The sequence below is a fragment of the Stappia indica genome, assembly GCF_001696535.1.
GTDB lineage: Bacteria > Pseudomonadota > Alphaproteobacteria > Rhizobiales > Stappiaceae > Stappia > Stappia indica.
On sequence record NZ_MBQE01000003.1, the window covers coordinates 396991 to 419407 of the forward strand.

Genomic DNA, 22417 nt, shown 5'->3' on the forward strand with positions numbered 1-22417 from the left:
AAGGGCTCCGGATAGCCTAAAGCGCTTCCCGGAGCCGCTCTGCCGTCTTCTGCAGGGCGTCGACCGCGCTGCGGTCCTCGCTGTCGGCCCCGAAGGTCGCGACCGCGACACCGCCCGGCTCCGCCTTCGCGCGCTGCTTCAGGCGGGCGATGTGGTTGCTCAAGAGGTCGAGGTTCTCGATCGAAAGACCGGTCGGGATGTGCAGGATCGCGATGGAGCAGGACAGTAGCGGGTAGGTCTGCGTCCGTCCCTTGCGGTCCTCGGCAAGGATATAGCCCTGGCGCCGGTGCTCCGGGCTGTAGAGGCTCTCGACATTGCGGGCGAACTCATCGCGAAGCTCGGCCATCAGCCGGCCGGCCCGGTCGGGCGTCCATTCCTCCAGACCGACGAAATAGTCGTCGCCGCCGATATGGCCGACAAAGGCGCGCAGGGTGTCGAGCCGGCGCTTCATCAGCTCGGCGAACAGGATCAGCGCCCGGTCGCCGATACGGAAGCCGTAGGCATCGTTGAACGGCTTGAAATTGTCGAAGTCGATGTAGCAGAAGGCGCGGTCGCGCGAGGGCTCGGCACAGGCCCGCGTCACGTGGTCGGCGATGGCCGAATTGCCTGGCAGCTTGGTCAGCGGGTTCTGGTCCTGGGCAATCTGCAGGCGGACCTCGTTGGAGATCTTGAGCAGCGATCCGGCCAGCAGGCAGCCGGCATAGCGGCCGGCGCGCGTCACCAGAAGCCCGTCGGAGAAGTCCTCCGTGCCCAGATCGACCAGCCGGTCGAGCGGCGCGTTGATGTCGGCGACAGCACAGGGACGCACGAAACGCTGCAGGTGGTTGTCGAGCGTCGGGTTGAGCAGCAGGTCGCGGCCGAAGGAGAGATAAAGGAAGCTCTTCAGGTCCGCCTCGCGGATCAGGCCGCGCGGCTCGCCGGTGGCATTGAGCACCGGCAGGATGGTCTGGTGCGGATTGGCCTGAAAGATCTCCAGTGCATGGGCGATGCTCCCCGTTTCGCTGATCGCGGTGAGCTTGACCATTTCCCGTTCCAGGAAATCGCGCTCGGCGACCTTGCGCATGTCGGAGCGCAACGGCCGGTCGGTCGGCACCGGATAGCTCGGCCGCGCTTCGCCGAGATCGGTGAAGGGGCGCGCGACCACATAGCCCTGGACGAGATCGCAGCCGACGTCCCGGCAGGCTCGCAGCTCGGATGGGGTTTCGACGCCCTCGGCCACCACGCGGATGCCGAGCACATGCGCCAGCTCGACGACGCTGGAGACGAACAGGCGCTTGCGCGCATCGTTCTGCAGCGCGGTGATGAAGAAGCGGTCGATCTTGAGAATACCGGGCTCGTACTGGTAGAGCACGCGCAGCTGCGAATAGCCCTGGCCGAAATCGTCGAGTGCGATACCGAAGCCGCGATCGCGCGCGCGGCCGACCAGGTTACGCAGGTCGTCCTGGGCGAGACGCTCGTGGATCTCCGGGATTTCGAGGCAGATGTTCCAGGGCGACAGTCCATGCGCGGCCACCGCCGCAACGGTGGTGTCCAGCATGTCGTCCGTGGCGGACAGGTTGCGGGCGTCGATGTTGAGAAAAAGCTTGGTCTTCTCGGCCGCCTTCATCCGCGAGAACTTGGCGATGGCCTTGCGGCGCAGCAGGGTTTCCAGCTCGGCAAGGCAGCCGATGCCGTGGGCATGGTCGAACACGTCGCGCGGCGCGCGAAAGCCGAGCTTCTCGACCTCCCGCAGCAACGCCTCGTAGCCGTAGACCTCGCCGGAATCGATGTCGACGATCGGCTGGAACGCATAGTCGAGCGCCGCTTCCGCCTGCGTCATGAACAGCGGCAGGCTTTGCGCGCTCCGCCAGGCGGCGGCGATCCGATCGGAGGTTTCACTCATTTCCGGCGCCTCTGCTCGCTCTTCCGGATGAGAATCGGCTGCTTCATCCTGCGCTGCATCGCTCGCTGGGGAAGGACGCGTGCACGCAAGGTGAGGGGTCCTCGGCGCTATGGGGGCTGGAGGACTTGCCGATTCGGCCAGATATTTTCGGAGCTTGCCTGAAAAGGATGACGGTATGACTGCAGTCAGCCGCGGGGCCAGCCGTGCAGGGGCATGCACGAGAAACATGAATTCGTCCTCTCCCGGAAATGCAGCAATTGAAACGAATTGTCGCCAATGGGCCGCAACTGGCCCGGCCGGGAGGGCATAAGGGGCAAATGTTAAAGGCAAGGCCGCCAGCGGGTCCCGCGGCGGCCTCGTGGATATGGATACTGTGGAAAACAAGCTCCGAGGGAGGGCGGCCTCAGCTCCAGCCGCCGCCCTTGGTGCGGTAGAAGATGTGCTGGCCGATCCGGTCCAGCCGCTTCATGTAGCGCGCCCAGCGCGGGCTCACATAGGTCGCATGGTAGTGGGTCGAGGCGCCGACCTTTTCCAGATAACGCTGGCCCGACACGGTCTCGCGAGCCACCTTTTGCGCCAGCTCCCACTGGGGCTTCTCGCCGATATTGTCGCGGATGCCGTCGCAGGCGAACGAGAACTGGCAGCGGTTGCGCAGGTGGCGGTTCTGGTAGACGACCTTGCAGATCGTCTCCGGATAGGCCGGGTTCCGTACCCGGTTCAGAACCACCTGGGCAACGGCGACCTGGCCTTCGAGCGGCTCGCCGCGCGCCTCGAAATAGACGGCCTCGGCAAGGCAGCGCTGCTCCTTGGAGGTGACGACGCTGGCCGGAAGGGCGCGGTTCGCCCACCAGAACGGATCGCTCTTGGCATTGGTCTCCAGCGAGGCCTCGTCCTCGGCCGCTTGCGGCAGGCCGGAGCCGCCGAGCAGCGCCTCGAACGGGGCGCGGACATTGTCCATGCCCTGCGGCGCATAGGCGCTGGCATAGGAAACGCTGGTGGCAGCAACGTTGCGGGCCATGGCAAGGCGGACGAGGTCGAGAGCTTCGCCCTTCGTCTTGCCGCGGGCATCGGCCAGCGCTGTGCCGGACAGACCTACCGGCAGGGTGGGGCGCACGAAGGCGACGCGCGGCAGATCCGACGTCGTCTTGCTGCCGATCATGCTGCTCATGGTGTAGACGGTACCGGCGGCGACGCCGGTTATCTGGCGGTCCGGCGCAAGCGACACGTAGCGGTCGCCCTTGGCCTTGCGGTTGACCGGCGTCTGGGCAGGCGGGGTCTTGGGCGCGCTTTCCTTGGCGAAATTCTCCAGGCCGCGAATGACGGCGGCATCGGTGCCCGGCGCGGCATTGGTGATGGCGTAGTCAGGCGCATCCTGCTGGCGCCCCTGCGAAGCGTCGGCAAGCACCAGGCTTGGTGTCACGCTGCTGGAATGCGGCGCGGCCTCGATGGCCGACATCCAGCGCGGGGCGTTGCCGCGGCTTGCCTCGATGAGAGCCGTGATGTCCTGCTGGCCGATGCCACCCGACCAGGCGAGATAGATCGCCGGTGCAAGGGCTGCGAGCCGCCACTTCGAGTGTCTTGCGGCCGGCTTGCGCCGGATGCGGCCCGGGGAACCGGCGCTGCGTGTACGGAGCCACCGCGGGGCTTGGCGGGGGTCGAAGGTCTGCACCGTGCCAGTCATACGCGGCAACTCCGGTCCATGCGGCTAGCGTGTCTGGGGCGCCGGACCACACGGGCCAACGGCGGGATCGATTGAATTGATCGTCGCCGTTTAACCTTGAGAGAGAGTTAATGCGGTCGAAACACCGCGGAAATCTTCCGAATTGCGTGGGGCAGGGGAGCTGTTCTTGGTTAATGGCAGTGTTGACGGATCGGCGGAAATTGTTCGCCGGGCAGGACTTTTCAGAACGGGGAAGGGGCGGAGAACGTCTTGCGCTCACCGCCGCAAGGATGGTGCAGGGTCAGGCTTTTTGCATGCAGTTGCAGCCGCGCCGCCGCCTGCTGCGACTCGCTGTCGCCATAGAGCGGGTCGCCGAGGATCGGGTGGCCGATGGCGCACATGTGCACCCGTAGCTGGTGGGAGCGACCGGTAACCGGTTCGAGCTGCACCCGCGTCGCGTCCCGCTCGCGCTCGAGCACGCGCCAATGCGTGATCGCGCTGCGTCCCTCCTGTTGATCGACCATCTGCCGCGGCCGGTTCGGCCAGTCGCAGCGCAGGGGCAGGTCGACCGTGCCGCTGTCCTCCGCCATACGCCCGGCGACCCGGGCCAGATAGGTCTTGGCGACGTGGCGGCGCTCGAATTGCAAGCCGAGATGGCGGTGCGCGGCCGGGTTCATCGCAAGGACGAGTACGCCGGACGTGTCCATGTCGAGGCGATGGACGATGCGCGATTGCGGATGGAGCGAGAGGGCGCGCGCCGCTACGCAGTCGGCAAGTGCCGGATCCTTGCCCGGCACGGTCAGCAGCCCGCTCGGCTTGTCGACGACGAGAATGTCGTCGTCGCAATGCAGCACGACAAGGAACGGCTCGCGGTCCGGGGCATAAACGCGCTCGGGCAGGGGCCTGGTCTCAGGCCGGGACAGGGGCTGATGCGGGCTCGACATGGGCGGATCAATACGCCCGCGCACCGAGAGTGCAAGCGGCTTGGCGTCAGCGGGCCTCGCCGACGGGGAAGATCATACAGGTCTCGACGCCGTGGGCGATCAGCTTGCCTGCCTTGTCGACGAGCCTGGCCTCGGACGTCGCCATGCGCCGGCCCCGGTGCAGGACGCGCCCCTCGCAGGTCAGCAGGCCGCTGGTCTCAAAGGCCGGCCGGACGTTGTTCACCTTGAACTCGATGGTCGTATACCCCTCGCCGAGACCGAGCGTTGCGTGAACCGCGCAGCCGAGGGCCGAGTCCAGGATCGCTGCGATCCATCCGCCATGAACGGTGCCGAGCGGGTTGTAGTGATCGAAGGACGGCTCGCCCTCGAAACGCGCGAATCCTTCGGCCGCCGCCTCGGTCAGGATGAAGTTCATCGTCCGGCAGATCGGCGGGGCCGGAAAACGGCCGGCGATCATCGCCTCCAGCTGGCCGATGCCCGTCAGTTTCGCGGCTTCTGCGGGATCGGCGAGGCCGAAAGTGCGGGTTTCCATGTTCATCTGCTGCCGTCTCCATTAAGCGTGCATATGCACCTAATCATGTGGTGAGATCAGGTGCAAGAGGAAGGGGAACAGGCGCAGGGCTTGATGCGGGTGAGAATTGCGTGCCTATGCACGCATACCCCGCCGTGATAGGCTGGCGCATGGCATCCAACCTTCTCTGCTCCTGTCATCGTATCCATCGTGCCGGCCGCCTCGTCACACGGCTCTATGAGCGGGCCATTGCCGACAGCGGCAGCAGTCTGACGCCTCAGCAATTCGCCGTTCTTGCAGCACTGGCGGAAGTGGAGGCAATGACCGCCTCCGAGCTGACCGAGGTCGTGGGAGCGGACAGGAGCACGCTGACACGCGCACTCGAGCGTCTCGATGCATCGGGCCTGGTGGCAGGAGTGCCCGGGTCCGACCGCCGCGAGCGACGGTTCTCGGTCACAGCGGCGGGACGGTCGGAGTTCGAGGTGGCGGTCGCCGGCTGGCGCCGGGCGGAAGGGGCGATGCGCCGGGCCATGGGGCCGGAAAAGGTGGCTCAGCTCTGGGACTTGCTCGAAGAGGCCGAGGTAGCGACGACAACCTACATGCAGAAGAAGACCCGCTAGCGCCCGCCGACCCGCAGCCCGAGGGCCGGGCGTTCCTTCAGCACCTCGTGGCGGAAGCGGAACAGCGCCGCCGGGCGTCCTCCGGTCTGGGTGGAGGTCTCGCCGGTGGGTTCCACCAGGTCGCCCTTCTCGACGAGCCGGCGGAAGTTCTGCTTGTGGATGTGCCGGCCGGAGATCGCCTCGACGCAGCGCTGAAGATCCGTCAGCGTGAAGGCATGCGGCATCAGCTCGAAGATCAGCGGTCGGTATTTCAGCTTGGTCCGCAGCCGTGAAATGGCGGTCGCCAGGATCCTGCGGTGATCGTGCAGCATCGGCGTGCCGAGCGGCGGAAGGCCTTCGCGCTCCTGCGCTGCCGGCCGCCCGTCGCGCTGGGCTTCCGCCAGCAGCCCTGCCTCGTAGAGCATTTCGTAGCGGTCGAGGACGCGCTCCTCGTTCCACATGCCGTCGGTGATGGCGAAGGCCTGATGGACGCGGTCCTCGCGCGTGTTGCCGCGCGGCGGGCTGTGCTCGGGCACGGGCGCATCGGCCCAGCGCTTAAGCGCGGGCAGGATTTCGCGTTCGACCATCGGCGGCATGCCGTCGCGCCAGTCCTCCCAGGGGAAGAACGAATACCAGGAGCGCCACTGCGCATTCTGCTGGGTGAGGGCCTCGTCCGACTTCGGTGTCTGGCGGGCAAGGGCGAGATAGCCGACCGAGACCACATGGGGCCCGGCGTCGGAATGGATGTGGTGCCGCCCGCGATCGCCGAACGTGTAGAGCTGCTCGACATAGCCGAGCTTCAGTGCGGTCTGCTCCTCCACCCATTCGCGCAGGCCGATCTCGAATGTCCGGTGACGGGTCGGGTCGAACGGTCCGAAGGGCAGCGAGGGAACGCTGGTGTTCGGTGGGGCCGCGATGGTGAGAACCTGCGGCTGCGGTGCGGCGACGGAAACGATGACGGCGTTGAGACCGATCTCGATCATGCGCGCTCCGGACCCGTTCGCGAAGCGGCCGGCGCGACCGACAGGGTGAAGGGCGTTCCCTCGAAGGCATCGGCGCCGCGGCCGATGGAGCGGACCGCTTCGACCATCCGTCCGTCGCGCTCCAGCAGCGTATCGGCGAGCGCCACCAGGCGCGCGTTGGGCGTGGCGGAGGGGGAGGCGCGCCGCAGACTGCTGGCCAGCGCCATCTCGTTGGCCTTGGGGGCGAGGGCGCAGGTGGTGATGAACGCTGCTGCCGTGGAGCGGCTGATCCCGGCGAAACAGTGGATCACCAGCGGTGTGGCGCGGTCCCAGTCGCCGACGAAGGCAAGCAGCTCGCGCACGTGGTCCTCGCCCGGAGGGGTCAAGCCTTCAGCAGGGGCAGTGATGTCGTTGAAGGCAAGGAACAGGTGATCGCCGGCAGAGATGGCGGCCGGCCGGTCGACCCGTGTCCCGGCATTGATCAGGGTGATCATCTTGCGCGCGCCGGTCCGCTCAACTGTTTCCTGCAAACGGGCGAGCGAGCAGACGGTGATCATGGTGTTTCCTGTTTGGTCCTGACACGCATTGCGACCCCGCAACTGTCCTGCGGTGCCACCTGAATTATTTAAGGCCTGTGCCCGCGCATGTCACCGGCTTGCCGATGCGCGAGCGTGTTCGAGCTCGGAAAATCGCTCGAGGAACAGGCTCTGCGCCCGGGCGGCCGGCAGGCCCTCGAGACCCAGGCGGGGCGGCTGCCCGCGCCGCTTGGGGAAACCGGTCGGCTCCCCGAACAGGCGACAGGCCTCCTCGTCGCTGAAGCCGGCAAGCTCGACCGCCTCGAAATAGGCGGCGACATGATCCGCCTTCTTGGTCAGCTTGCGCAGGATCGCGGGCGTTGCGGCCGGCAGCGCGAATCGCATGTGGATCGCCGCCTGCAGCCGTGCCTCGATCTCCTTGTAGCTGCCGCCCATCACCGCCTTGAACGGCGAGATCATGTCGCCGATGACATATTCGGGCGCGTCGTGCAGCAGGATCGTCAGGCAGCTATCGGGCGACAGGCCCGGCTCCATCTGCAGCGCGAGCCGCTCCACCAGCAGCGAATGCTCGGCGACGGAAAACGCGTTGTCGCCGACGGTCTGACCGTTCCAGCGGGCCACCCGCGCGAGACCGTGGGCGATATCCTCGATTTCGACATCGAGCGGCGAAGGGTCCAGCAGGTCGAGCCGCCGGCCGGACAGCATCCGCTGCCAGGCGCGTGCAGGCTCCGCCTTCTTTCCGGCAGGCCGGCTCACGGACGCGCCGCCGTCATTCCGCGGTCTCGGCATTGGCCGAGGTCTCCGGCCAGGTGAACGTGGCGAAGTCCGGCAGGGTAGGCTGCAAAGCTACGCCGCCGGCCGCTACTTGCTCGCCGCGGGCGACAGCCTGCGCGATCCTGTCGAGCCGTACCAGCGCAAGGCCGGCGTTGCCGTCGACGGTTCCGAGCGTGCCGGCCGGTTTTTCGCCGGCAAGGATCTCCGTTCCGGGAGCGGGCAGGGCGCTCGCACCGGTCACCTTGATGATGCGGCGGCGTGCAGTGCCGCGATGGCGCATCCGGCTCACCACTTCCTGGCCGATGAAGCAGCCCTTGTCGAAGGCAACGCCGTTGAGGTCGTCCATGTCCGCATCATGGGGGAACGCATCACCGAGCGCGAAGTCAAAGGGCGCTTCCGGCACGCCGAAGGCAACCCGGCGCGCGTGATAGCTCGCCTCGCTTTCGCCGGTGGCAAGCGCATCGACGGCGGCGGGCGGGCCGATCACGCGCCAGCCGAAGCCGGCAAGGCGCGGGTCGGCGACCACGAGGCAGCCCTCGGCCTCCGGCTCCGGCCCGAAGGCCGCCGCAACCTTCAGCGTCTCGCTCACGTCGGCGATCTCGACCTTGGAGCGCAGCTTGTAGAAGCCGAGGCGGCGGGCGAAGTCGGCCGCCGTCTCCTGCTGCGTGTCGAGCAGGTAGCCGCCTTCGTCCGCGATCACCAGGAAGTCGAACAGGATCTTGCCCTGCGGCGTCAACAAGGCGCCGTAGCCGGCGCCATCCGCATCGACATCGTCCATGTCGCAGGTCAGCAGGTTCTGGAGGAAGCCATGCGCCTCCGTCCCGGCGACGCGAATGACCGCGCGCGAGGGGAGAAGGATGAGGCGCGACTGGCCGTCGTCCGCCACCGCCTGCTCGTTGGGTGTGTCATCACTCATCGCGTCGCCGCTCCTCGGTTGTCCTCGCGGTGAATGTCGATGGTGCAGGCCGACTCGCACCGGCCGCAATCCGTTTCTCGCGACATAGGCCGGAACGCGGTAGCCAACAAGGGGACCGTCGCTGTCGACTGAGATGCGCGAAACCTGCGCAAAAGCGCGAAGCGGCGGGAGCTCCGCCGAAAAATCGACACGGTTTGTTACCCTCTTCGCGCTACGATCCTCTCGGGTCGATTTTTTCACCCCTATCCCGCTATCGGGCCCTGTTGCCGGCATTTCCGGCAGTTTCTCGGGTTTGCTGCCATGTGCCGACTGGCTGCCTATATCGGTACCGAAATTCCGCTGGAAAACATCATCGCCCGGCCGCGCCACTCGCTGCTGGTGCAGAGCCAGGACGCCCAGGAGGCAAAGCTGCGCGTCAACGGCGACGGCTTCGGCATCGCCTGGTACGGCCACCTTCCCGAGCCCGGCCTGTTCAAGGACGTGCTGCCGGCCTGGGCCGACACCAACCTGCCGAGCATCTGCCGGCTGGTGCGCTCTCGCCTGTTCCTGGCGCATGTGCGCGCCGCCACCACCGGCGCCTCATCGCGCGAGAACTGCCATCCGTTCACCCATGGCTGCTGGGCGTTCATGCACAATGGCGGCATCGGCAATTTCGGGCATCTGCGGCGGGACATGGAGGCGCTGATCGGCGACGATTACTACGCCCTGCGCCGGGGTACGACCGATTCCGAACTCTTCTTCCTGATGATGCTGTCGAACGGGCTGGACGCGGATGCGCCGGGCGCCCTGCGCAGGACGCTGGGCCAGCTGCTCGGCATCGCCGCGCGCCGCGGCACGGCCGGCCAGCCGATCCGCCTGACCTGCGCCTTCAGCGATGGCACGCGGATCTTCGCGTTCCGCTTCGCGGACGACCGTCAGGCGCCGACGCTCTACCTGTCGGACTGCCTCGATCATGGCGGGCGCGCCTTCGCGTCCGAGCCGCTGGAGGGGCCTTGCGCGCGTTGGCGGGCGGTGGAGCAGGACCAACTCTACGAACTGGCGCCGGGCAGGCTCGACGTGCATGCGATCGCCGTCGCTCCTTCCCACACCACCTCGCTGCGGTCGCTGTCTGCCTAAGAAAGAACGCCCCGCACGGTTTCGTGCAGGGCGTTCGGATCACAACGGGCCTGGCGGGGAAGTCGAGATCAGGCAGGGCTCGGCAGCGAGCCGCGGCCCTTGCCGAAGGCGGCGGTCATCGAGGCTATGCGGGCGCTCGCCGGGATCGGGCGAATGGTGAAAAGCCGCGGGATGCGGTTGTGGCCGGCATCGCTCGCCAAGGCCATCAGCGACTCGATCTGCTCGCCGACCCGGCGATGGGTCTCCGTCTCGATGCGGATGCGGCGCCAGACATGCCGCTGGACGACGAGATCGAGACAGGCCTTGATGTCGCCGATCAGGAATTCGAGATCCAGAGTCGGCAGGCCGAGATAGGCGCGCAGCTCGTCGAACACCGTCTTCAGCACGGCAGCATAGGCGAACTCCTCCGACGCAGGCCGCAGCTCGTTGATGTCGAGGCACTGGATCTGGGCTTCTTCGCGGGCGGTTTCGATGAAGAGGGCGATCTGGCCGCTGGTCAGCGTCGCCGTGCCGTCCTCCAGCGCAAGCTGCTTCATCAAGAGAGACGCCTCGAAAATGTCGAGGATCCGCCGCGACAGCAGGTGGACCAGCTCTCTCAAGGCCCGCTCCTGAAGCGGATTGCACTCCACGAAGTTCATCTCGACGATGTCGAAAAGCCCCGCCTCGAAAGTCTCGCTCATGTTGCGGAAGCACGCATGGTGCTGGAGTAGCTTGTTGACTGCCGGCAACGCATCCACCTCCACCGGGCAGTCTGACATGCAGATCTCGTTGATGTCGGTAAAACGCGGTGCGGCGGTGCGGTTCTGGCTATTCTGGCTCTTGAACACGGCAATCTCCTTTGCCGACCCCGAAAAGGGGCGGCGCGATCTCTCGTCTTGTCTTTTGGGTGCCCGGCCGGAGATGGCCGTCTTGGTTAAACGATTCCGAATCGCGTTCTGAGTCGCAATCGGGAAACGCCCCGCAAGGGCAAGGTTATTTCTCCATGTCCGGGCTGTTTTGTGTGGACAATCGCGAATCGGGCACACGGGCCAACAAGCGCCGGCCTGTGACAGCAATCACGGCAAGTTGAGCAGGTTTCGGGACAAGATATGCGGCAAATAACGAGGGATTTACGGCTTTGCGCTAGATTTGGCTCAAGCCGCATCCGTGAGACTGCGAAGGTTGTTCGAATGATCGAGATTTCCCGCGAGACAATCCCCGGCGCCGGCCGGTTCCCGTCCGCCCTTGCCGCATTGCTTCTCGCCGCCGGGGCGATGACGATGGGCGGCGGTGCCGCGATCGCTCGCGATCCGGCGCCGATGACACCGATTGCAGGCGCGGGCGCAACGGCGCAGGCCGACGATCCGGACATGCCCCTGCAGATCCTCGTGTCGCTGGACGACCAGAAGCTCGAGGTCTACCGCGGCACCAAGCTGATCGAGACCACGCGGATCTCGTCGGGCAAGCGCGGCCATGGCACGCCGACCGGCGTCTTCAGCATCCTGGAAAAGCGGCGGCGCCACTTTTCCAACCTCTACAACAACGCGCCGATGCCCTACATGCAGCGGCTGACCTGGTCCGGTATTGCCCTGCACGAGGGCGTCGTGCCGAACTATCCGGCCTCGCATGGCTGCATCCGCATGCCGCGCGCCTTCGCCCAGCAGCTGTTCTCGATGACCGATCGCGGCGCCCATGTGATCGTCACGCGCAAGCGGGCCGAGCCGCGCTCTGTTACCCATGCGGCGCTGCCCGCCCTGCGCCTGGCCGAGACCGAAGTCGCCAGCCTGTCGGCCGAACTGCGGCCGGGCCTGCCGGGCGCCGTGACCGACGGAGAGGCGGGCACCGTCGGCTCCATCGGTCCCACTGAGCCGGCTCTGCAGCTGCCGTCCGAGCCGTTGCGCATTCTGGTGACGCCGACCTCCGCACAGGAACGGCTGCGCGACATGCAGCGGGTGCTCGACCGTCTCGGCTACGACCCCGGTCCTGCCGACGGCGTGATGGGGCGCAAGACCCGCGCTGCGATCCGCCTTTTCCAGGAAGGCGCCGAACTGCCGGTGACGGGCGAGCCGACCGATCTGGTCCTGCGCGCGCTTTATGCGGACGCGGGCGAGGCGGGCCCGGCGACCGGCCGGCTTTATGTCCGGCGGAACTTCAAGGAGATCTATTCGGCCAATGTCGTGCTGAAGGATCCGGACCAGCCGCTCGGCACGCATCTGTTTACCGCAATTGCCGGCCTTGCACCCGGCGCCGAGCCGCGCTGGATGACGGTGGTGGCGGACGAGGCGGAGAACCGCACGCCGGAGGCGGTTCTCGACCGGATCGAATGGACACCGGAGGCGCGTGCCTTCGTGGAGGAGAACCTCGCCCTCGGGTCGTCGCTGATGGTAACCGACCGTCCGTTCCGCCTGCATTCGGGGCTGGGCACCGACTTCGTGGTGATGACCCGCCAGTAAGCCTCAAGGCCGAGGGCCTGACAAAAAAGCGGCGGAGGGTATGCCCTCCGCCGCTTTTTCAGTGCAGGTCGCGCTGTCCGGCAATCAATCGCCGGCGACGAAATAATGCAGCGTGCCGTCCGGTCCGATGCCGACGCGGTAGAAAGTCCAGGCGCCGGTCGCCTCCATGTCGGCGAGATCGCCGGAGGTGACGACGCGGTACATCTCCACCTTCTGCTCCCTGGTCAGCCGGGCGAGCGGAATGCGCGAGAAGTACGGCCAGATATACATTTCCTGGGCCGTGCCCTGGTCGGCATGCACGTAGCCGGTCTCCAGCAGCTCGGTCAGGATCGCCATCACCTCCAGCCCCTCTCCGTCGCCGGAGCTCGCCTTGATGAACTCGATCGGGTCATCGGTCTCGCCGAAGGAGAGCGTGGGCATCATCTCGTTGCCCTCCAGCACCATGCGGAAGCGGTCGAGATCGCCGGCATGGGCAGCCTCCAGCAACTGGGCGCGCGTGCGGGCAACTGCCTTCGGCAGGTCGGCGTCGCCGTATTTCACCTCGGGAAGATTGAGAGGCTGCGCACCATAGGCGCCCGAAGCGGCGGTGCCCGGCTCCGGCGCGGCAGCAGGCGTCTCCAGCGCGTCGGAGGGGATCTGCGTGGTGTCCGCCGGGGCTTCCTTAGGCGTCACCTGGATCCGCTCCGTCTGGACGGTCGCAGCCTCGGCGCTTGCGGACGTGCTGAGCGCAACTGTGAGCAGAAGGGCGGCAAGGGCCGGTCCAGCATGCATGTCGATCATTCCTGTTGTCGAGGCGGGCTCTCGACAGCAGACCCTATACCAAGCCGGGGGAGGGGGAAATCACGCCTTGGCGATGAAACGTCGCATACCGTCCCCGGACGGTTTCGCCGGAACGGTTGAGCTTGCCGGGTCAGTTGGTTAGGGATTGTCGGGTGCAGGCTGCGGAGCTGTCCGCTGGCAGAAGGTCGGGAGCTTTTGCAGGAACCCTTGTTCTTTTTCATCGGGCTGGGCATCGGCATCGCCACCAGTGCGCCGGTCGGTCCGGTCAACATCGCGGTGATCCAGCGCGCATTCCGCTCCGGGCTTGTACCGGGCCTGTGTGCCGGGTTCGGCGCGATGCTGGCGGACGGGATCTACGCCACGTTTGCCGCGTTCGGGGTGACCGCCGTCTCCGATTTCGTCGAGCAGCACAGCCGGATCATCCAGTCGGTCGGCGGCGTTCTGGTGATTCTCTTCGGTATTCGCATCCTGTTGACGCGACCCCACTTCGAAGCGGGGGACGACGCGCCGCAAGGGCTGATGTCCGGCCTCGTCGGCGGCTTTGCGATGACCGCCACCAATCCGGGCGTCGTGCTCGGATTTCTGGCGATCTTCGGCAGTCTTGGTGAGTGGGCGCCGGATCCGGGCAATTACATCGGCGCCGCCACCCTGGTGTTCGGCGTGCTGTCGGGCGCACTGATCTGGTGGATCCTGCTGGCGTCGCTCGTTTCGCATCTGCGTGAAAGGATGAACGATACCTGGCTCTTGTGGATCAATCGCATCGCCGGCAGCGCACTGTGCGTCTTCGGGCTGGCGATCTTCGTCCATCTGTATCTTTTGTGAGGGCGTGCCGGGCACGCCCCCGGGCCGTCAGTGCATCGGTTTGAACAGCGTGTAGTCTCCGCGGCGAACCCGCTCGGGCAAGCCTTCGGCAAGCTGGGCGACCGCTTCCTCGCCGAAGGTGGTGACGAGGTCGACGAAGGCGGTGAAGAGCGCTGCATGGGCGACCGCGGCAGAGTCCAGACCGTCGGCGACCGCCTCCGCAAACGCATGATCGATATAGCCGAGGGCCATCCGCCGGATGTCTTGATCGGTGACCGGGCCGTCTTCGAACTCGGTTTCGGTGTTTTCGCTGTCGTGCATTTGCGGCTGCCTGATTTTTTGTCGACGCGTCCGGTCGATGCGTCGTGCAGCCCTCACTGTGCGTGAGTCGGAGCGGGACCGTAAAGAAAAGCTTAAAACCTTCGCTAAATTCCGAAGAATATGGTTAACGCCGCTTCAGGATTTCAGCGGTTGTAGCGGGTGGTGACGTTGCGGATCAACGCGCCGCCTTCCTCGATATAGCGGGCCAGAGCGGCTTCCGCTGCCGGGGTACATTTGACGTAAACCGATGAAAAGCCCCGATAGCCCTGGTTGAAGCGTTCGATGAAGCGGCGCCGGCGCTCATCGTCCTGCACCTCCGCATCCAGCAGGGACTCCATCTCGTCGCGCCACACGCTGCCGTCGGGCGAGCCGCAGAGGGGACGGAGGTAATGCAGGGCGCCGAGGATTTCGGAGAGCCGCATCAGCTCGACCTCGTATGGGGGATCCTCCGCCCGGGCCGGAACCTGTGCCGCAGCGGACTGCAGCGCGGCGGCCGGCAGCTGGAGCGCGAGCGCCAGTGCGAGCGGCAACATGCTGAGGGGATGCCGAAGCGGGCGGAACGGTCGTTTCATGGCCGGCAAGATGCGCTGTCCGCTGCTGTTCCGCAAGGGGAGGCGGGCCCAGACTTTTGCGCAGGATTCACGCACACGTGCGGCCGGCCAGGCGCAGGACACGGGCGGCCGTTCCCGGCGTCATGAGCAGCTCGCCGAGAGAAGCGGGGTCGCAGAATGCCGCGTCGGCTGCATCGTCGCCGGCCACCAGCTCCCCCCGCGGCGCCGAGCCCCGAAACACGGCAATGACGAAATGCCGCCCCGGTGCGGCCTCTTCGGGAAGCAGTTCGGCGAGTTCCATGGGCACGGGATCGAGGTCCGCCGACAGGCCCGTCTCCTCGAAGAGCTCGCGCGCCGCGCCGTCGCGAAGCCGCTCTCCAAACTCCACCGACCCGCCAGGTAGGCTCCAGTAGCCGGCGAAGGGCTCCTTGCCGCGTTTCACCAGCAGGACCTTGTCTTCATGCCGAAGGAAAACGCTGACGCCGAGGCGGGGATGGTTCGAATCGCTCATGGCCGAAGCATGCCACGGCGCGGCGATACGGCAAGATGTACCGGGAAGATGTACCGGCAGGGGAAGGGATCAGGCGAAAAGCGCGTCGATGGAGGCTTGCGAGTCGGTCTCGGCGACGCTCGCCGGATCGAGATGGCCATGGATGATCGCGCTGGCCGTGGCGATCAGCGGCTTGACCTCCTCCACGGTTTGACGGGCGATGACCGGCGCTATGGCGGTGATGTCGTCGCTCTCGCGCAGGCGCCCCTGCTTTTCGCAAACGGCGGTGTCGAGCGTTGCCACGACGTCCTTCAATGCCTTGCGCACGGCTGCCGGCGCCGCCCGAAAGGCGTCGACCGCAAGGTGCTTCTCGGCGAAGTTCGACGCCTCGAAATGCTGTTCGTAGCTGAGCGGCTGCCAGTCCAGGACGTCTTCCGCGCAATCCGGCATGTCGGGGAGCATTTCGAGCAGCATGACTACCTCATTGAAATGATTGAGGTAGTCGGTCGCAAGCCCGGTGCGGGGATTGATGTTCGCCGCAGCCAGCCTGTCGGCCGAAAGATGCCCTTCTCCCAATGTCGGTTCCGCGAGGGTCATTTGACGTCCTTTGACGATCCAGTCCTGGCAGTCTTAAGTGCTCCGGGTTTCAATTTGCCTAATTACGCGAATACGATAACAACCCCGTCGCCCCCCGGAGCAAGGGCAAGCCAGCAAGGACGAGACTTCATGTGCGGCCGGTTCGCCCTGAAAGCCACCGAAGAGGAGCTGCGAAATGTATTCGGGTATCTGGGGGATGCCCCCGGTGCCGAAGGTATGCCGCCGCGCTTCAACATCGCGCCGACCCAGCCGATCGCGACCATCCGCCAGGCCCACGGGGCGCGGCGCTTCGCGCTCGTGCGTTGGGGGCTGGTGCCGGGCTGGGTGAAAGATCCCTCCGCGTTTTCGCTGCTGATCAATGCAAGGGCCGAGACGGTGGCCGAGAAGCCGTCCTTCAGGGGGGCGATTCGCCATCGGCGCTGCCTCGTTCCGGCCAGCGGTTATTATGAGTGGCACCGCCCGTCCGACGGCTCGAAGCAGCCGTGGTATATCAGGCCGCGTGACGGCAAATTGGTCGCGCTCGCCGGACTGTGGGAGGAATGGTGCGATCCGGATGGCGGCGAGATCGAGACGGGAGCGCTGCTTACCGTTGCCGCCAATGCCTCGCTCGCGCCGATCCACCACCGTATGCCGGCGGTCATCGCGCCGGAGGATTTCGACACCTGGCTCGATGTCGGCGGCACTTCGGTGAAGGAGGCGCTCGCGCTGTTGCGCCCCGCCCCGGACGGCTTTTTCGAAGCCGTGCCGGTATCCCAGCGGGTCAATTCCGCGCGCGACGACGACGAGGCGTTGACGGATCAGGTGGCGATGCAGGAGATGCCGGCCGCAGAGCGCGCGCAGCCGGCCGGGCGCGATGCCGGCCAGCTCGATCTGTTTTGACCCTCGACGTGACCCGGACTTAGAGCACCCGCCCGGGGTTGAGCGTGTTGTTGGGGTCGAAGGCGGCCTTGATGCGCCGCATCAGGTCCATTTCGACCGGGCTCTTCACCTCGCCGAGAAGATCGCGCTTCAGCCGGCCGATGCCGTGTTCGGCCGAAATCGATCCGCCGAACTTCAGCACGATGCCGTGGACGAGTTCGTTCATCTCGTCCCAGCGCGCGAGGAAGGCCGCCTTGTCGGCGCCCACCGGCTGGCTGACGTTGAAGTGGATGTTGCCGTCGCCCATGTGGCCGAAGGGGACGGGCCGGCAGTCCGGCACCATCTTCTCGACGGCGGCGATCGCTTCCGACAGGAATGCGGGGACGCTGGCGACCGGCACTGAAACGTCGTGCTTGATCGATCCGCCTTCCTCGCGCTGGACCTCGGACATGCCGTGGCGCAGATGCCAGAAGGCAGCAGCCTGCGCGACCGATTCGGCAAGCGCGGCGTCCTCGACCAGTCCAGCCTCGTAGGCTTCGCCGAGAATGGTCTCCATCAGGGTGCGTGTCGGGTTTTCGCCGTCCTCGCCTTCCGTGCCCGAGGACAGCTCCATCAGAACGTACCAGGGAGAGGGGGCCTGCAGCGGATCGCGGGCACCGGTCAGATGACGGACAGAAAACTCCAGGCCGACCCGCGGCATCAGCTCGAAGCCGGTCAGCATGGCGCCGGCGCGGGCGCGGGCGCGGGTGAACAGCTCCAGCGCATCTCCCGGCGACGCCAGTCCGACGAAGGCGACGTCCTGTGCCCGCGGCCGTGGATAAAGCTTCAGGACGGCCGCCGTGATGACCCCGAGAGTGCCCTCGGAACCGATAAATAATTGTTTCAGATCGTAACCGGTGTTGTCCTTGCGAAGGCCTCTCAGGCCCTCCACGACGCGCCCGTCGGGCAGCACGACTTCCAGTCCGAGAACGAGGTCGCGGGTGTTGCCGTAGGCCAGCACGGCGGTGCCGCCGGCATTGGTGGCGATGTTGCCGCCGATCTGGCAAGACCCCTGGGAGCCCAGCGTCAGGGGGAACAGACGCTCCACCTCGTCCGCCGCATCGTGGATCGCCTGCAGCGTACAGCCGGCCTCGACGGTCATCGTGTAGCCCTGTGCGTCGACCTCGCGGAGGCGATTGAGACGGCCCAGGCTGAGTACGATTTCCCTAGCGGAATCATTGGGAATTTGTCCGCCGACGAGGCCGGTGTTGCCGCCTTGCGGCACGATCTTGAGGCCGGTGCGGTCGGCATGGGCGAGGATCGCCGACACTTCCTCCCGCGTGCCCGGACGCAGCACGAGAGGGGTCTCGCCCTGATACAGGTCGCGCCACTCGCGCAGGTACGGCGCCATGTCGGCAGGGTCGGTCAGCGCATTGCGCGGTCCGACGATATCGACGAGCGGGGAGAGGAGGCTTGATTCGGGCATGGGCTGGACCGGCATGATGGAAACGGGGAGAGCGGAAATTCCGGCGGTCACGCATATCACATTTTGCGGGGCAGTCGACGCGGGACAGGCAATGGCCAGTGGCTTGAAGCAGTTGGGGGCCTGTGCCATAGGAACCGTCCCGGACTGCCGGTTGTGGTGCGGGGGCGGTTGGCGTTCGGCCTGTGTGGCGACCGCTGCATGTATGGACTTGCTGGAGACGTAAGCATGGCGATGACGCAGGGACTGATGGCTGGAAAGCGCGGCCTTATCATGGGTGTCGCGAACAATCGGTCCATCGCTTGGGGGATCGCCAAGGCGCTCGCCGATGCGGGAGCCGAAATTGCCCTTACCTATCAGGGTGATGCGCTGCGCAAGCGCGTCGAGCCGCTGGCCAACGAGCTCGGCGCACAGGTTGTCGGACATTGCGATGTGCTGGACGAGTCCACCATCGACGACGTCTTTGCCCGTATCGAGAAGATGTGGGGCAAGATCGACTTCCTCGTCCACGCGGTAGCCTTCTCCGACAAGGACGAGCTGACCGGCCGCTATGTCGATACGTCTGCGGACAACTTCCGCAACACGATGCAGATCTCCTGCTACTCGTTCACCTCCGTCGCCCAGCGCGCCGAGAAGCTGATGACCGACGGCGGCTCCATGCTGACCCTCACCTATTACGGTGCCGAGAAGGTCATGCCGCACTACAACGTCATGGGCGTCGCCAAGGCAGCGCTCGAGGCGAGCGTGCGCTATCTCGCCGTCGACCTCGGCAAGGCCGCCATTCGCGTGAACGCCATTTCCGCCGGCCCGATCAAGACGCTGGCCGCTTCCGGCATCGGCGACTTCCGCTATATCCTCAAGTGGAACGAGTACAACGCGCCGCTGCGCCGCACCGTCACCATCGAGGAGGTCGGCGACGCCGCCCTGTTCCTGCTGTCCGATCTCGGACGCGGCGTGACCGGCGAAATCCAGCATGTCGATTGTGGCTACCACATTGTCGGCATGAAGTCGGTGGACGCTCCCGACATCTCGGTGGTCAAGGACTGACCTTTTCCGAACAAACGCAAGAGTGCCGCCATGCGGCGAGGGCCTGCCAAGGGGGGCAGGCAGCCGTTCGCCGTCGCGTCGCGTCTTCGGAGGTACGATGAGCAATGCCGGTGCGGGTGCGTCCCGCTTCTTTCCCCCTTTCCTGGTCTTCATCCGCCATGGGCAGACGGACTGGAATGCTGAAGGACGCATGCAGGGCCAGCGGGACATTCCGCTGAACGATACGGGGCGCGGCCAGGCCAGGCGCAATGGCGCCGCCCTTCGGGACTACCTGAAGGAACGGGACATCGCCCTCGACGACCTGTCCTATTTCGTCTCCCCGCTGTCACGGGCAGTCGAGACGATGGAGCTGGTGTGCGGCGAACTCGGCCTGTCGATGGATCTGTGTCAGCGCGACGAGCGGCTGCGGGAGATCACCTTCGGGGCCTGGGAAGGCTACACCATCCCGGAACTGGCGGAGCAGACACCCGAGCTGACCGCGGCAAGGAAGGCCGACAAGTGGGGCTTCGTGCCGCCGGAAGGCGAGAGCTACCGCATGCTGGCGAGCCGCATCGACGCATGGCTGGCGACGGTCACGCGGCCCGCCGTCGTGGTCTCCCACGGCGGCGTGATGCGCGTGTTGCAGGGGCGCCTGCTGTCGGTGCCGCAGCCGGAAATTCCGACACTCGACACCCCGCAGGACCGCTTCCTCGTCTGGAAGGATGGGGAACTGGAATGGGTCTGACCGCCTGACGCGGTCAGTCCAGGATCTGGACGTCGGTCAGCATGCGATTGCTGGTGGATTCGTCATAGAAAACCAGCACCCGCATGCCCGGCTTCAGGTCGTCGACGAAGAAGTCGACCGGGATCGAGTAGGTCTGGCCGTCGGACAGTACCATCACGGAGGCATCCGGGCGGATCTCTACGATCGTCGCCTCAACCTCGCCTGCCAATGCGGCCGCCGTTCCGGCGATCGTCAGCATGATGGCGGCAAGGGTCATCTGCAGCATGCGTTTCATCGTGGTCTCCGTGGAGCCGCTTGTTTGGCTCGGAGCAGGATCGAACAAAACCCGGGCTCTGGCGTCAAGTGGGGATCGGCAGAAGCTCAGGCGCAAGTTGCTGGTTCATCGGGGATTTGGGCGGCGATGCACGGTCTGCCATAGGGCCGACGGCGGCGCCCGAGCCTGGATGCGACCGGCGAGCAGAGCGGGTGGTAAGGGGCAAGCGTGGCCTTTCGATGGCGGGCCTCTCCGCTGAGAAAGGGGTGCTGGGAGGCAACAACACGTCTCGTACGCCCGAACCCGCGGCGGCACATTTTTCAGCCAGGCCTTGCCGAAAGATCGCGCGCGACCTATATCGATCGGGACAGGAGATGCGAGATGGCCAGCGACACCACACGTAACGACCAGACGACCTGCGGCCTGCCGGAAGAGATGCTGTGCTTTTCCGTCTATGCGGCCTCGCACGCGTTCAATCACTTGTATCGCAAGGCGCTCGCCGATCTGGGCCTGACCTATCCGCAATATCTGGTGATGGTGCTGCTGTGGCAGGCCGACAACCGGATGGTGAAGGATATCGGCCGCCACATGGATCTGGAATCCAACACGCTGACACCGCTTCTCAAGCGGCTCGAGGTGCTGGGCTTCATTCGTCGTTCGCGGGATGCGGAGGACGAGCGTGTCGTACGCGTTCAGTTGACCCCGAAAGGGCGCGAACTGGAGCAGGCTGCGCGCTCGGTGCCCGAGTGTATTGCCGCGGCCGTCGATCTCGACGCGGACGAGGCGCGGGACCTGTCCCGACGGCTCAACGAATTGCGTTTGCGCTTGCTGAAAGCCTGACGGCGCGGATTGCCCGCCGGCTTTCGTCTTTTCCTGCAGGTTTCAGGTCTGCCCGCGCTATCGCCAGCGCGCGGGGCGCGGCGCCTTGCGCCTCTCGTGCGGCTGGCGGACACTGGGTACGGGGCGAAATGGTGGTGCCATGACGGATGTGAGTGCGGACAGCGAGCTCTTCTACCAGTCCCTGCCGGTGTTCAGCGAATTCGCAAAGGTCAGCGATGCCACGGCCTTTGCTCCCATGCCCGAAGACTGGACGCTGCTGGCCTCCGATATCGTGCGCTCGCGTGATGCGATCGCCGCCGGGCGCTACAAGGACGTCAACATGGTGGCGGCTGCGGTGGTCACTGCCGTACTGAATGTCGCCGGGCGTGCCGACCTTCCCTTCGTGTTCGGCGGGGACGGTGCGCTGGTTGCGGTGCCGCCCGCCCTGGTGGAGGCGGCGAGCCGTGCGCTGGTCTCCGTTCGTGTGATGGCGCGACAGACGAGCGACCTTCGGCTGCGCGTCGCCGCGATCCCGGTCGCGGCGCTGCGCGAGGCAGGTGCCGATCTCCGCGTCGCGAAGTTCGAACTCAGCCGAGGCAACAACCTTGCGATGTTCGCCGGCGGCGGCATCGAGCTGGCGGAGACGATCCTCAAGGACGAGGCGCGCGTGGAGCCGTATCGTCTGGTCGAGCCCGATGTGGTGGAGCCGGCGCCGCTCGACGGCCTGTCCTGCCGCTGGGAGGCGTTGCCGGCGCGCCGGGGGCGGATGGCGACGCTGCTGCTGCGTCCGGCAAGTGGGCGGGTGGAGGACCTCAGCGGCATTCTCGAGGATCTTCGCGGCATGCTCGGCATCGACCTCACGGGTGCTGATCCCGCAAGTGCGCCGGTGCGGCGGAGTTCGTTGCGGTTTCGGTTTCCCCCCTCGGGGCTGAAACTGGAAGCACGGATGGTCGGGTGGAAGAGGGGGCGTTGGCGCACCTATCTGTCGGGCCTGGCGGCGTGCGCCGCCTTCGTCTTCGGCGTTGCCACCGGTCGCCGTCTCGGGCCGTTCGAGCCCGAGCGCTATCTGCACCAGGTTGCACTCAACACCGATTTCCGCAAGTTCGACGACACCCTGCGCCTCGTGCTGGACCTCGACAGCCGCGAGCTGGGGGCGCTGACCGCGTATCTCGCCCGCGAGGAGGCGAGCGGACGACTCGCCTACGGCCTTCACGTCTCCAGCGAAGCGTTGATGACCTGCCTCGTCTTCAGCCTCGAGGACAATCGCCATATCCACTTCATCGACGGTGCCGATGGCGGATATGCCCGTGCGGCCCAGGACCTGAAGCAGCGACTTGCCGGCGGAATGGCGCAAGGTGCACCTGCCTGATCCGCGATGGTTT

25 protein-coding genes are annotated in these 22417 nt (G+C 66.1%); 9 read left to right on the forward strand and 16 right to left on the reverse strand.

Features of this window, described 5'->3' with window-relative positions; translation table 11 throughout:
* Window positions 1-16: 16 nt before the first annotated feature.
* The 4 genes from BBX35_RS13150 to BBX35_RS13165 form a co-directional block, all read right to left on the reverse strand.
* Window positions 17-1882 (reverse strand): EAL domain-containing protein, encoded by a 1866-nt coding sequence (locus tag BBX35_RS13150; RefSeq protein ID WP_067220791.1) that lies wholly within the window; start codon window positions 1880-1882, stop codon window positions 17-19.
* A gap of 403 nt (window positions 1883-2285) precedes the next feature.
* A complete protein-coding gene (locus BBX35_RS13155; protein WP_083206277.1) occupies window positions 2286-3563 on the reverse strand; it encodes a cell wall hydrolase in 1278 nt (425 codons plus the stop codon).
* A 221-nt stretch (window positions 3564-3784) separates the two neighbouring features.
* Entirely contained in the window at window positions 3785-4486 is a 702-nt protein-coding gene (locus BBX35_RS13160; RefSeq protein ID WP_067220794.1) for an RluA family pseudouridine synthase, read from the reverse strand.
* Window positions 4487-4532: 46 nt separating this feature from the next.
* Window positions 4533-5024 carry a PaaI family thioesterase gene (locus tag BBX35_RS13165; protein WP_067220796.1) on the reverse strand — a complete coding sequence of 164 codons (492 nt, stop codon included), beginning with the start codon at window positions 5022-5024 and terminating at the stop codon, window positions 4533-4535.
* Between the two features lie 143 nt (window positions 5025-5167).
* Here BBX35_RS13165 and BBX35_RS13170 point away from each other — a divergent pair, with 143 nt between their 5' ends.
* Window positions 5168-5617 carry a MarR family winged helix-turn-helix transcriptional regulator gene (locus BBX35_RS13170; RefSeq protein WP_171901449.1) on the forward strand — a complete coding sequence of 150 codons (450 nt, stop codon included), beginning with the start codon at window positions 5168-5170 and terminating at the stop codon, window positions 5615-5617.
* Here BBX35_RS13170 and BBX35_RS13175 read toward each other — a convergent pair.
* The 4 genes from BBX35_RS13175 to ygfZ all read right to left on the reverse strand — a co-directional run bounded on the left by BBX35_RS13175 (window position 5614) and on the right by ygfZ (window position 8784).
* Window positions 5614-6579, reverse strand: a complete 966-nt coding sequence (locus tag BBX35_RS13175) for an NUDIX hydrolase (protein ID WP_067220801.1) — start codon at window positions 6577-6579, stop codon at window positions 5614-5616. The two genes, BBX35_RS13170 and BBX35_RS13175, sit on opposite strands and share 4 nt — an antisense overlap.
* Window positions 6576-7115: a tyrosine phosphatase family protein gene (locus BBX35_RS13180; protein WP_067220804.1), complete on the reverse strand. Its 540-nt coding sequence runs from the start codon at window positions 7113-7115 to the stop codon at window positions 6576-6578. Before BBX35_RS13180 ends, BBX35_RS13175 begins: the two co-directional genes overlap by 4 nt.
* Before the next feature lie 90 nt (window positions 7116-7205).
* On the reverse strand, window positions 7206-7799 hold the full coding sequence (locus tag BBX35_RS13185; RefSeq protein WP_067220805.1) for an HD domain-containing protein: 594 nt from the start codon (window positions 7797-7799) through the stop codon (window positions 7206-7208).
* A 64-nt stretch (window positions 7800-7863) separates the two neighbouring features.
* Window positions 7864-8784, reverse strand: coding sequence for a CAF17-like 4Fe-4S cluster assembly/insertion protein YgfZ (gene ygfZ, locus BBX35_RS13190; protein WP_067220808.1), 921 nt, complete (start codon window positions 8782-8784; stop codon window positions 7864-7866).
* A 300-nt stretch (window positions 8785-9084) separates the two neighbouring features.
* Between ygfZ and BBX35_RS13195 the strand changes: the two genes are divergently transcribed.
* Window positions 9085-9900, forward strand: a complete 816-nt coding sequence (locus tag BBX35_RS13195; protein ID WP_067220810.1) for a class II glutamine amidotransferase — start codon at window positions 9085-9087, stop codon at window positions 9898-9900.
* A 68-nt stretch (window positions 9901-9968) separates the two neighbouring features.
* Here the strand turns inward: BBX35_RS13195 and BBX35_RS13200 are convergent, their stop codons facing one another.
* Window positions 9969-10727 carry a hypothetical protein gene (locus BBX35_RS13200; protein ID WP_067220813.1) on the reverse strand — a complete coding sequence of 253 codons (759 nt, stop codon included), beginning with the start codon at window positions 10725-10727 and terminating at the stop codon, window positions 9969-9971.
* 342 nt (window positions 10728-11069) lie between these two features.
* Here BBX35_RS13200 and BBX35_RS13205 point away from each other — a divergent pair, with 342 nt between their 5' ends.
* Window positions 11070-12332, forward strand: a complete 1263-nt coding sequence (locus BBX35_RS13205; RefSeq protein ID WP_171901450.1) for a L,D-transpeptidase family protein — start codon at window positions 11070-11072, stop codon at window positions 12330-12332.
* An 84-nt stretch (window positions 12333-12416) separates the two neighbouring features.
* Here the strand turns inward: BBX35_RS13205 and BBX35_RS13210 are convergent, their stop codons facing one another.
* Window positions 12417-13103: a hypothetical protein gene (locus BBX35_RS13210; RefSeq protein WP_088946105.1), complete on the reverse strand. Its 687-nt coding sequence runs from the start codon at window positions 13101-13103 to the stop codon at window positions 12417-12419.
* Between the two features lie 204 nt (window positions 13104-13307).
* Here BBX35_RS13210 and BBX35_RS13215 point away from each other — a divergent pair, with 204 nt between their 5' ends.
* Window positions 13308-13934: a LysE family translocator gene (locus BBX35_RS13215; RefSeq protein ID WP_067220818.1), complete on the forward strand. Its 627-nt coding sequence runs from the start codon at window positions 13308-13310 to the stop codon at window positions 13932-13934.
* A 27-nt stretch (window positions 13935-13961) separates the two neighbouring features.
* On the opposite strand, the gene BBX35_RS13220 is transcribed toward BBX35_RS13215, so the two are convergent.
* The 4 genes from BBX35_RS13220 to BBX35_RS13235 form a co-directional block, all read right to left on the reverse strand.
* The gene (locus BBX35_RS13220; protein WP_067220820.1) at window positions 13962-14234 is read right to left on the reverse strand and encodes a hypothetical protein; all 273 of its coding nucleotides are present in this window, start codon (window positions 14232-14234) and stop codon (window positions 13962-13964) included.
* Between the two features lie 143 nt (window positions 14235-14377).
* Window positions 14378-14767, reverse strand: a complete 390-nt coding sequence (locus tag BBX35_RS13225; protein ID WP_067220823.1) for a TIGR02301 family protein — start codon at window positions 14765-14767, stop codon at window positions 14378-14380.
* 106 nt (window positions 14768-14873) lie between these two features.
* Complete coding sequence (locus BBX35_RS13230) at window positions 14874-15296, reverse strand: NUDIX hydrolase (RefSeq protein ID WP_067220825.1); 423 nt, start codon at window positions 15294-15296, stop codon at window positions 14874-14876.
* A 69-nt stretch (window positions 15297-15365) separates the two neighbouring features.
* The gene (locus tag BBX35_RS13235) at window positions 15366-15872 is read right to left on the reverse strand and encodes a hypothetical protein (protein ID WP_067220828.1); all 507 of its coding nucleotides are present in this window, start codon (window positions 15870-15872) and stop codon (window positions 15366-15368) included.
* Window positions 15873-16001: 129 nt separating this feature from the next.
* Between BBX35_RS13235 and BBX35_RS13240 the strand changes: the two genes are divergently transcribed.
* On the forward strand, window positions 16002-16751 hold the full coding sequence (locus BBX35_RS13240; protein WP_067220830.1) for an SOS response-associated peptidase: 750 nt from the start codon (window positions 16002-16004) through the stop codon (window positions 16749-16751).
* 19 nt (window positions 16752-16770) lie between these two features.
* Here the strand turns inward: BBX35_RS13240 and BBX35_RS13245 are convergent, their stop codons facing one another.
* Window positions 16771-18195 carry an FAD-binding oxidoreductase gene (locus BBX35_RS13245; protein WP_067221574.1) on the reverse strand — a complete coding sequence of 475 codons (1425 nt, stop codon included), beginning with the start codon at window positions 18193-18195 and terminating at the stop codon, window positions 16771-16773.
* A 225-nt stretch (window positions 18196-18420) separates the two neighbouring features.
* On the opposite strand from BBX35_RS13245, the gene fabI reads away from it, so the two are divergent.
* Entirely contained in the window at window positions 18421-19239 is an 819-nt protein-coding gene (gene fabI / locus BBX35_RS13255; RefSeq protein WP_067220835.1) for an enoyl-ACP reductase FabI, read from the forward strand.
* Between the two features lie 97 nt (window positions 19240-19336).
* On the forward strand, window positions 19337-19963 hold the full coding sequence (locus BBX35_RS13260; protein WP_067220837.1) for a histidine phosphatase family protein: 627 nt from the start codon (window positions 19337-19339) through the stop codon (window positions 19961-19963).
* Between the two features lie 13 nt (window positions 19964-19976).
* Here BBX35_RS13260 and BBX35_RS13265 read toward each other — a convergent pair whose 3' ends face one another.
* On the reverse strand, window positions 19977-20237 hold the full coding sequence (locus BBX35_RS13265) for a DUF1344 domain-containing protein (RefSeq protein WP_083206279.1): 261 nt from the start codon (window positions 20235-20237) through the stop codon (window positions 19977-19979).
* A 360-nt stretch (window positions 20238-20597) separates the two neighbouring features.
* On the opposite strand from BBX35_RS13265, the gene BBX35_RS13270 reads away from it, so the two are divergent.
* Together BBX35_RS13270 and BBX35_RS13275 are read left to right on the forward strand one after the other, a co-directional pair.
* Window positions 20598-21056 (forward strand): MarR family winged helix-turn-helix transcriptional regulator, encoded by a 459-nt coding sequence (locus tag BBX35_RS13270; protein WP_067220840.1) that lies wholly within the window; start codon window positions 20598-20600, stop codon window positions 21054-21056.
* A gap of 139 nt (window positions 21057-21195) precedes the next feature.
* A complete protein-coding gene (locus BBX35_RS13275) occupies window positions 21196-22404 on the forward strand; it encodes a DUF3095 family protein (RefSeq protein WP_067220841.1) in 1209 nt (402 codons plus the stop codon).
* Window positions 22405-22417 lie beyond the last annotated feature (13 nt).

Bases quoted from the DNA above. Each gene is read 5' to 3' on its own strand.
- BBX35_RS13270 (WP_067220840.1), top strand. From the start codon at position 20,598: ATGGCCAGCGACACCACACGTAACGACCAGACGACCTGCGGCCTGCCG.
- BBX35_RS13265 (WP_083206279.1), bottom strand. From the start codon at position 20,237: ATGAAACGCATGCTGCAGATGACCCTTGCCGCCATCATGCTGACGATC.
- BBX35_RS13150 (WP_067220791.1), bottom strand. From the start codon at position 1,882: ATGAGTGAAACCTCCGATCGGATCGCCGCCGCCTGGCGGAGCGCGCAA.
- BBX35_RS13210 (WP_088946105.1), bottom strand. From the start codon at position 13,103: ATGCATGCTGGACCGGCCCTTGCCGCCCTTCTGCTCACAGTTGCGCTC.
- BBX35_RS13240 (WP_067220830.1), top strand. From the start codon at position 16,002: ATGTGCGGCCGGTTCGCCCTGAAAGCCACCGAAGAGGAGCTGCGAAAT.
- BBX35_RS13185 (WP_067220805.1), bottom strand. From the start codon at position 7,799: ATGCTGTCCGGCCGGCGGCTCGACCTGCTGGACCCTTCGCCGCTCGAT.
- ygfZ (WP_067220808.1), bottom strand. From the start codon at position 8,784: ATGAGTGATGACACACCCAACGAGCAGGCGGTGGCGGACGACGGCCAG.
- BBX35_RS13195 (WP_067220810.1), top strand. From the start codon at position 9,085: ATGTGCCGACTGGCTGCCTATATCGGTACCGAAATTCCGCTGGAAAAC.
- fabI (WP_067220835.1), top strand. From the start codon at position 18,421: ATGGCGATGACGCAGGGACTGATGGCTGGAAAGCGCGGCCTTATCATG.
- BBX35_RS13260 (WP_067220837.1), top strand. From the start codon at position 19,337: ATGAGCAATGCCGGTGCGGGTGCGTCCCGCTTCTTTCCCCCTTTCCTG.
- BBX35_RS13170 (WP_171901449.1), top strand. From the start codon at position 5,168: ATGGCATCCAACCTTCTCTGCTCCTGTCATCGTATCCATCGTGCCGGC.
- BBX35_RS13235 (WP_067220828.1), bottom strand. From the start codon at position 15,872: ATGACCCTCGCGGAACCGACATTGGGAGAAGGGCATCTTTCGGCCGAC.
- BBX35_RS13220 (WP_067220820.1), bottom strand. From the start codon at position 14,234: ATGCACGACAGCGAAAACACCGAAACCGAGTTCGAAGACGGCCCGGTC.
- BBX35_RS13175 (WP_067220801.1), bottom strand. From the start codon at position 6,579: ATGATCGAGATCGGTCTCAACGCCGTCATCGTTTCCGTCGCCGCACCG.
- BBX35_RS13205 (WP_171901450.1), top strand. From the start codon at position 11,070: ATGATCGAGATTTCCCGCGAGACAATCCCCGGCGCCGGCCGGTTCCCG.
- BBX35_RS13165 (WP_067220796.1), bottom strand. From the start codon at position 5,024: ATGAACATGGAAACCCGCACTTTCGGCCTCGCCGATCCCGCAGAAGCC.
- BBX35_RS13245 (WP_067221574.1), bottom strand. From the start codon at position 18,195: ATGCCCGAATCAAGCCTCCTCTCCCCGCTCGTCGATATCGTCGGACCG.
- BBX35_RS13180 (WP_067220804.1), bottom strand. From the start codon at position 7,115: ATGATCACCGTCTGCTCGCTCGCCCGTTTGCAGGAAACAGTTGAGCGG.
- BBX35_RS13230 (WP_067220825.1), bottom strand. From the start codon at position 15,296: ATGAGCGATTCGAACCATCCCCGCCTCGGCGTCAGCGTTTTCCTTCGG.
- BBX35_RS13225 (WP_067220823.1), bottom strand. From the start codon at position 14,767: ATGTTGCCGCTCGCACTGGCGCTCGCGCTCCAGCTGCCGGCCGCCGCG.
- BBX35_RS13275 (WP_067220841.1), top strand. From the start codon at position 21,196: ATGACGGATGTGAGTGCGGACAGCGAGCTCTTCTACCAGTCCCTGCCG.
- BBX35_RS13155 (WP_083206277.1), bottom strand. From the start codon at position 3,563: ATGACTGGCACGGTGCAGACCTTCGACCCCCGCCAAGCCCCGCGGTGG.
- BBX35_RS13160 (WP_067220794.1), bottom strand. From the start codon at position 4,486: ATGTCGAGCCCGCATCAGCCCCTGTCCCGGCCTGAGACCAGGCCCCTG.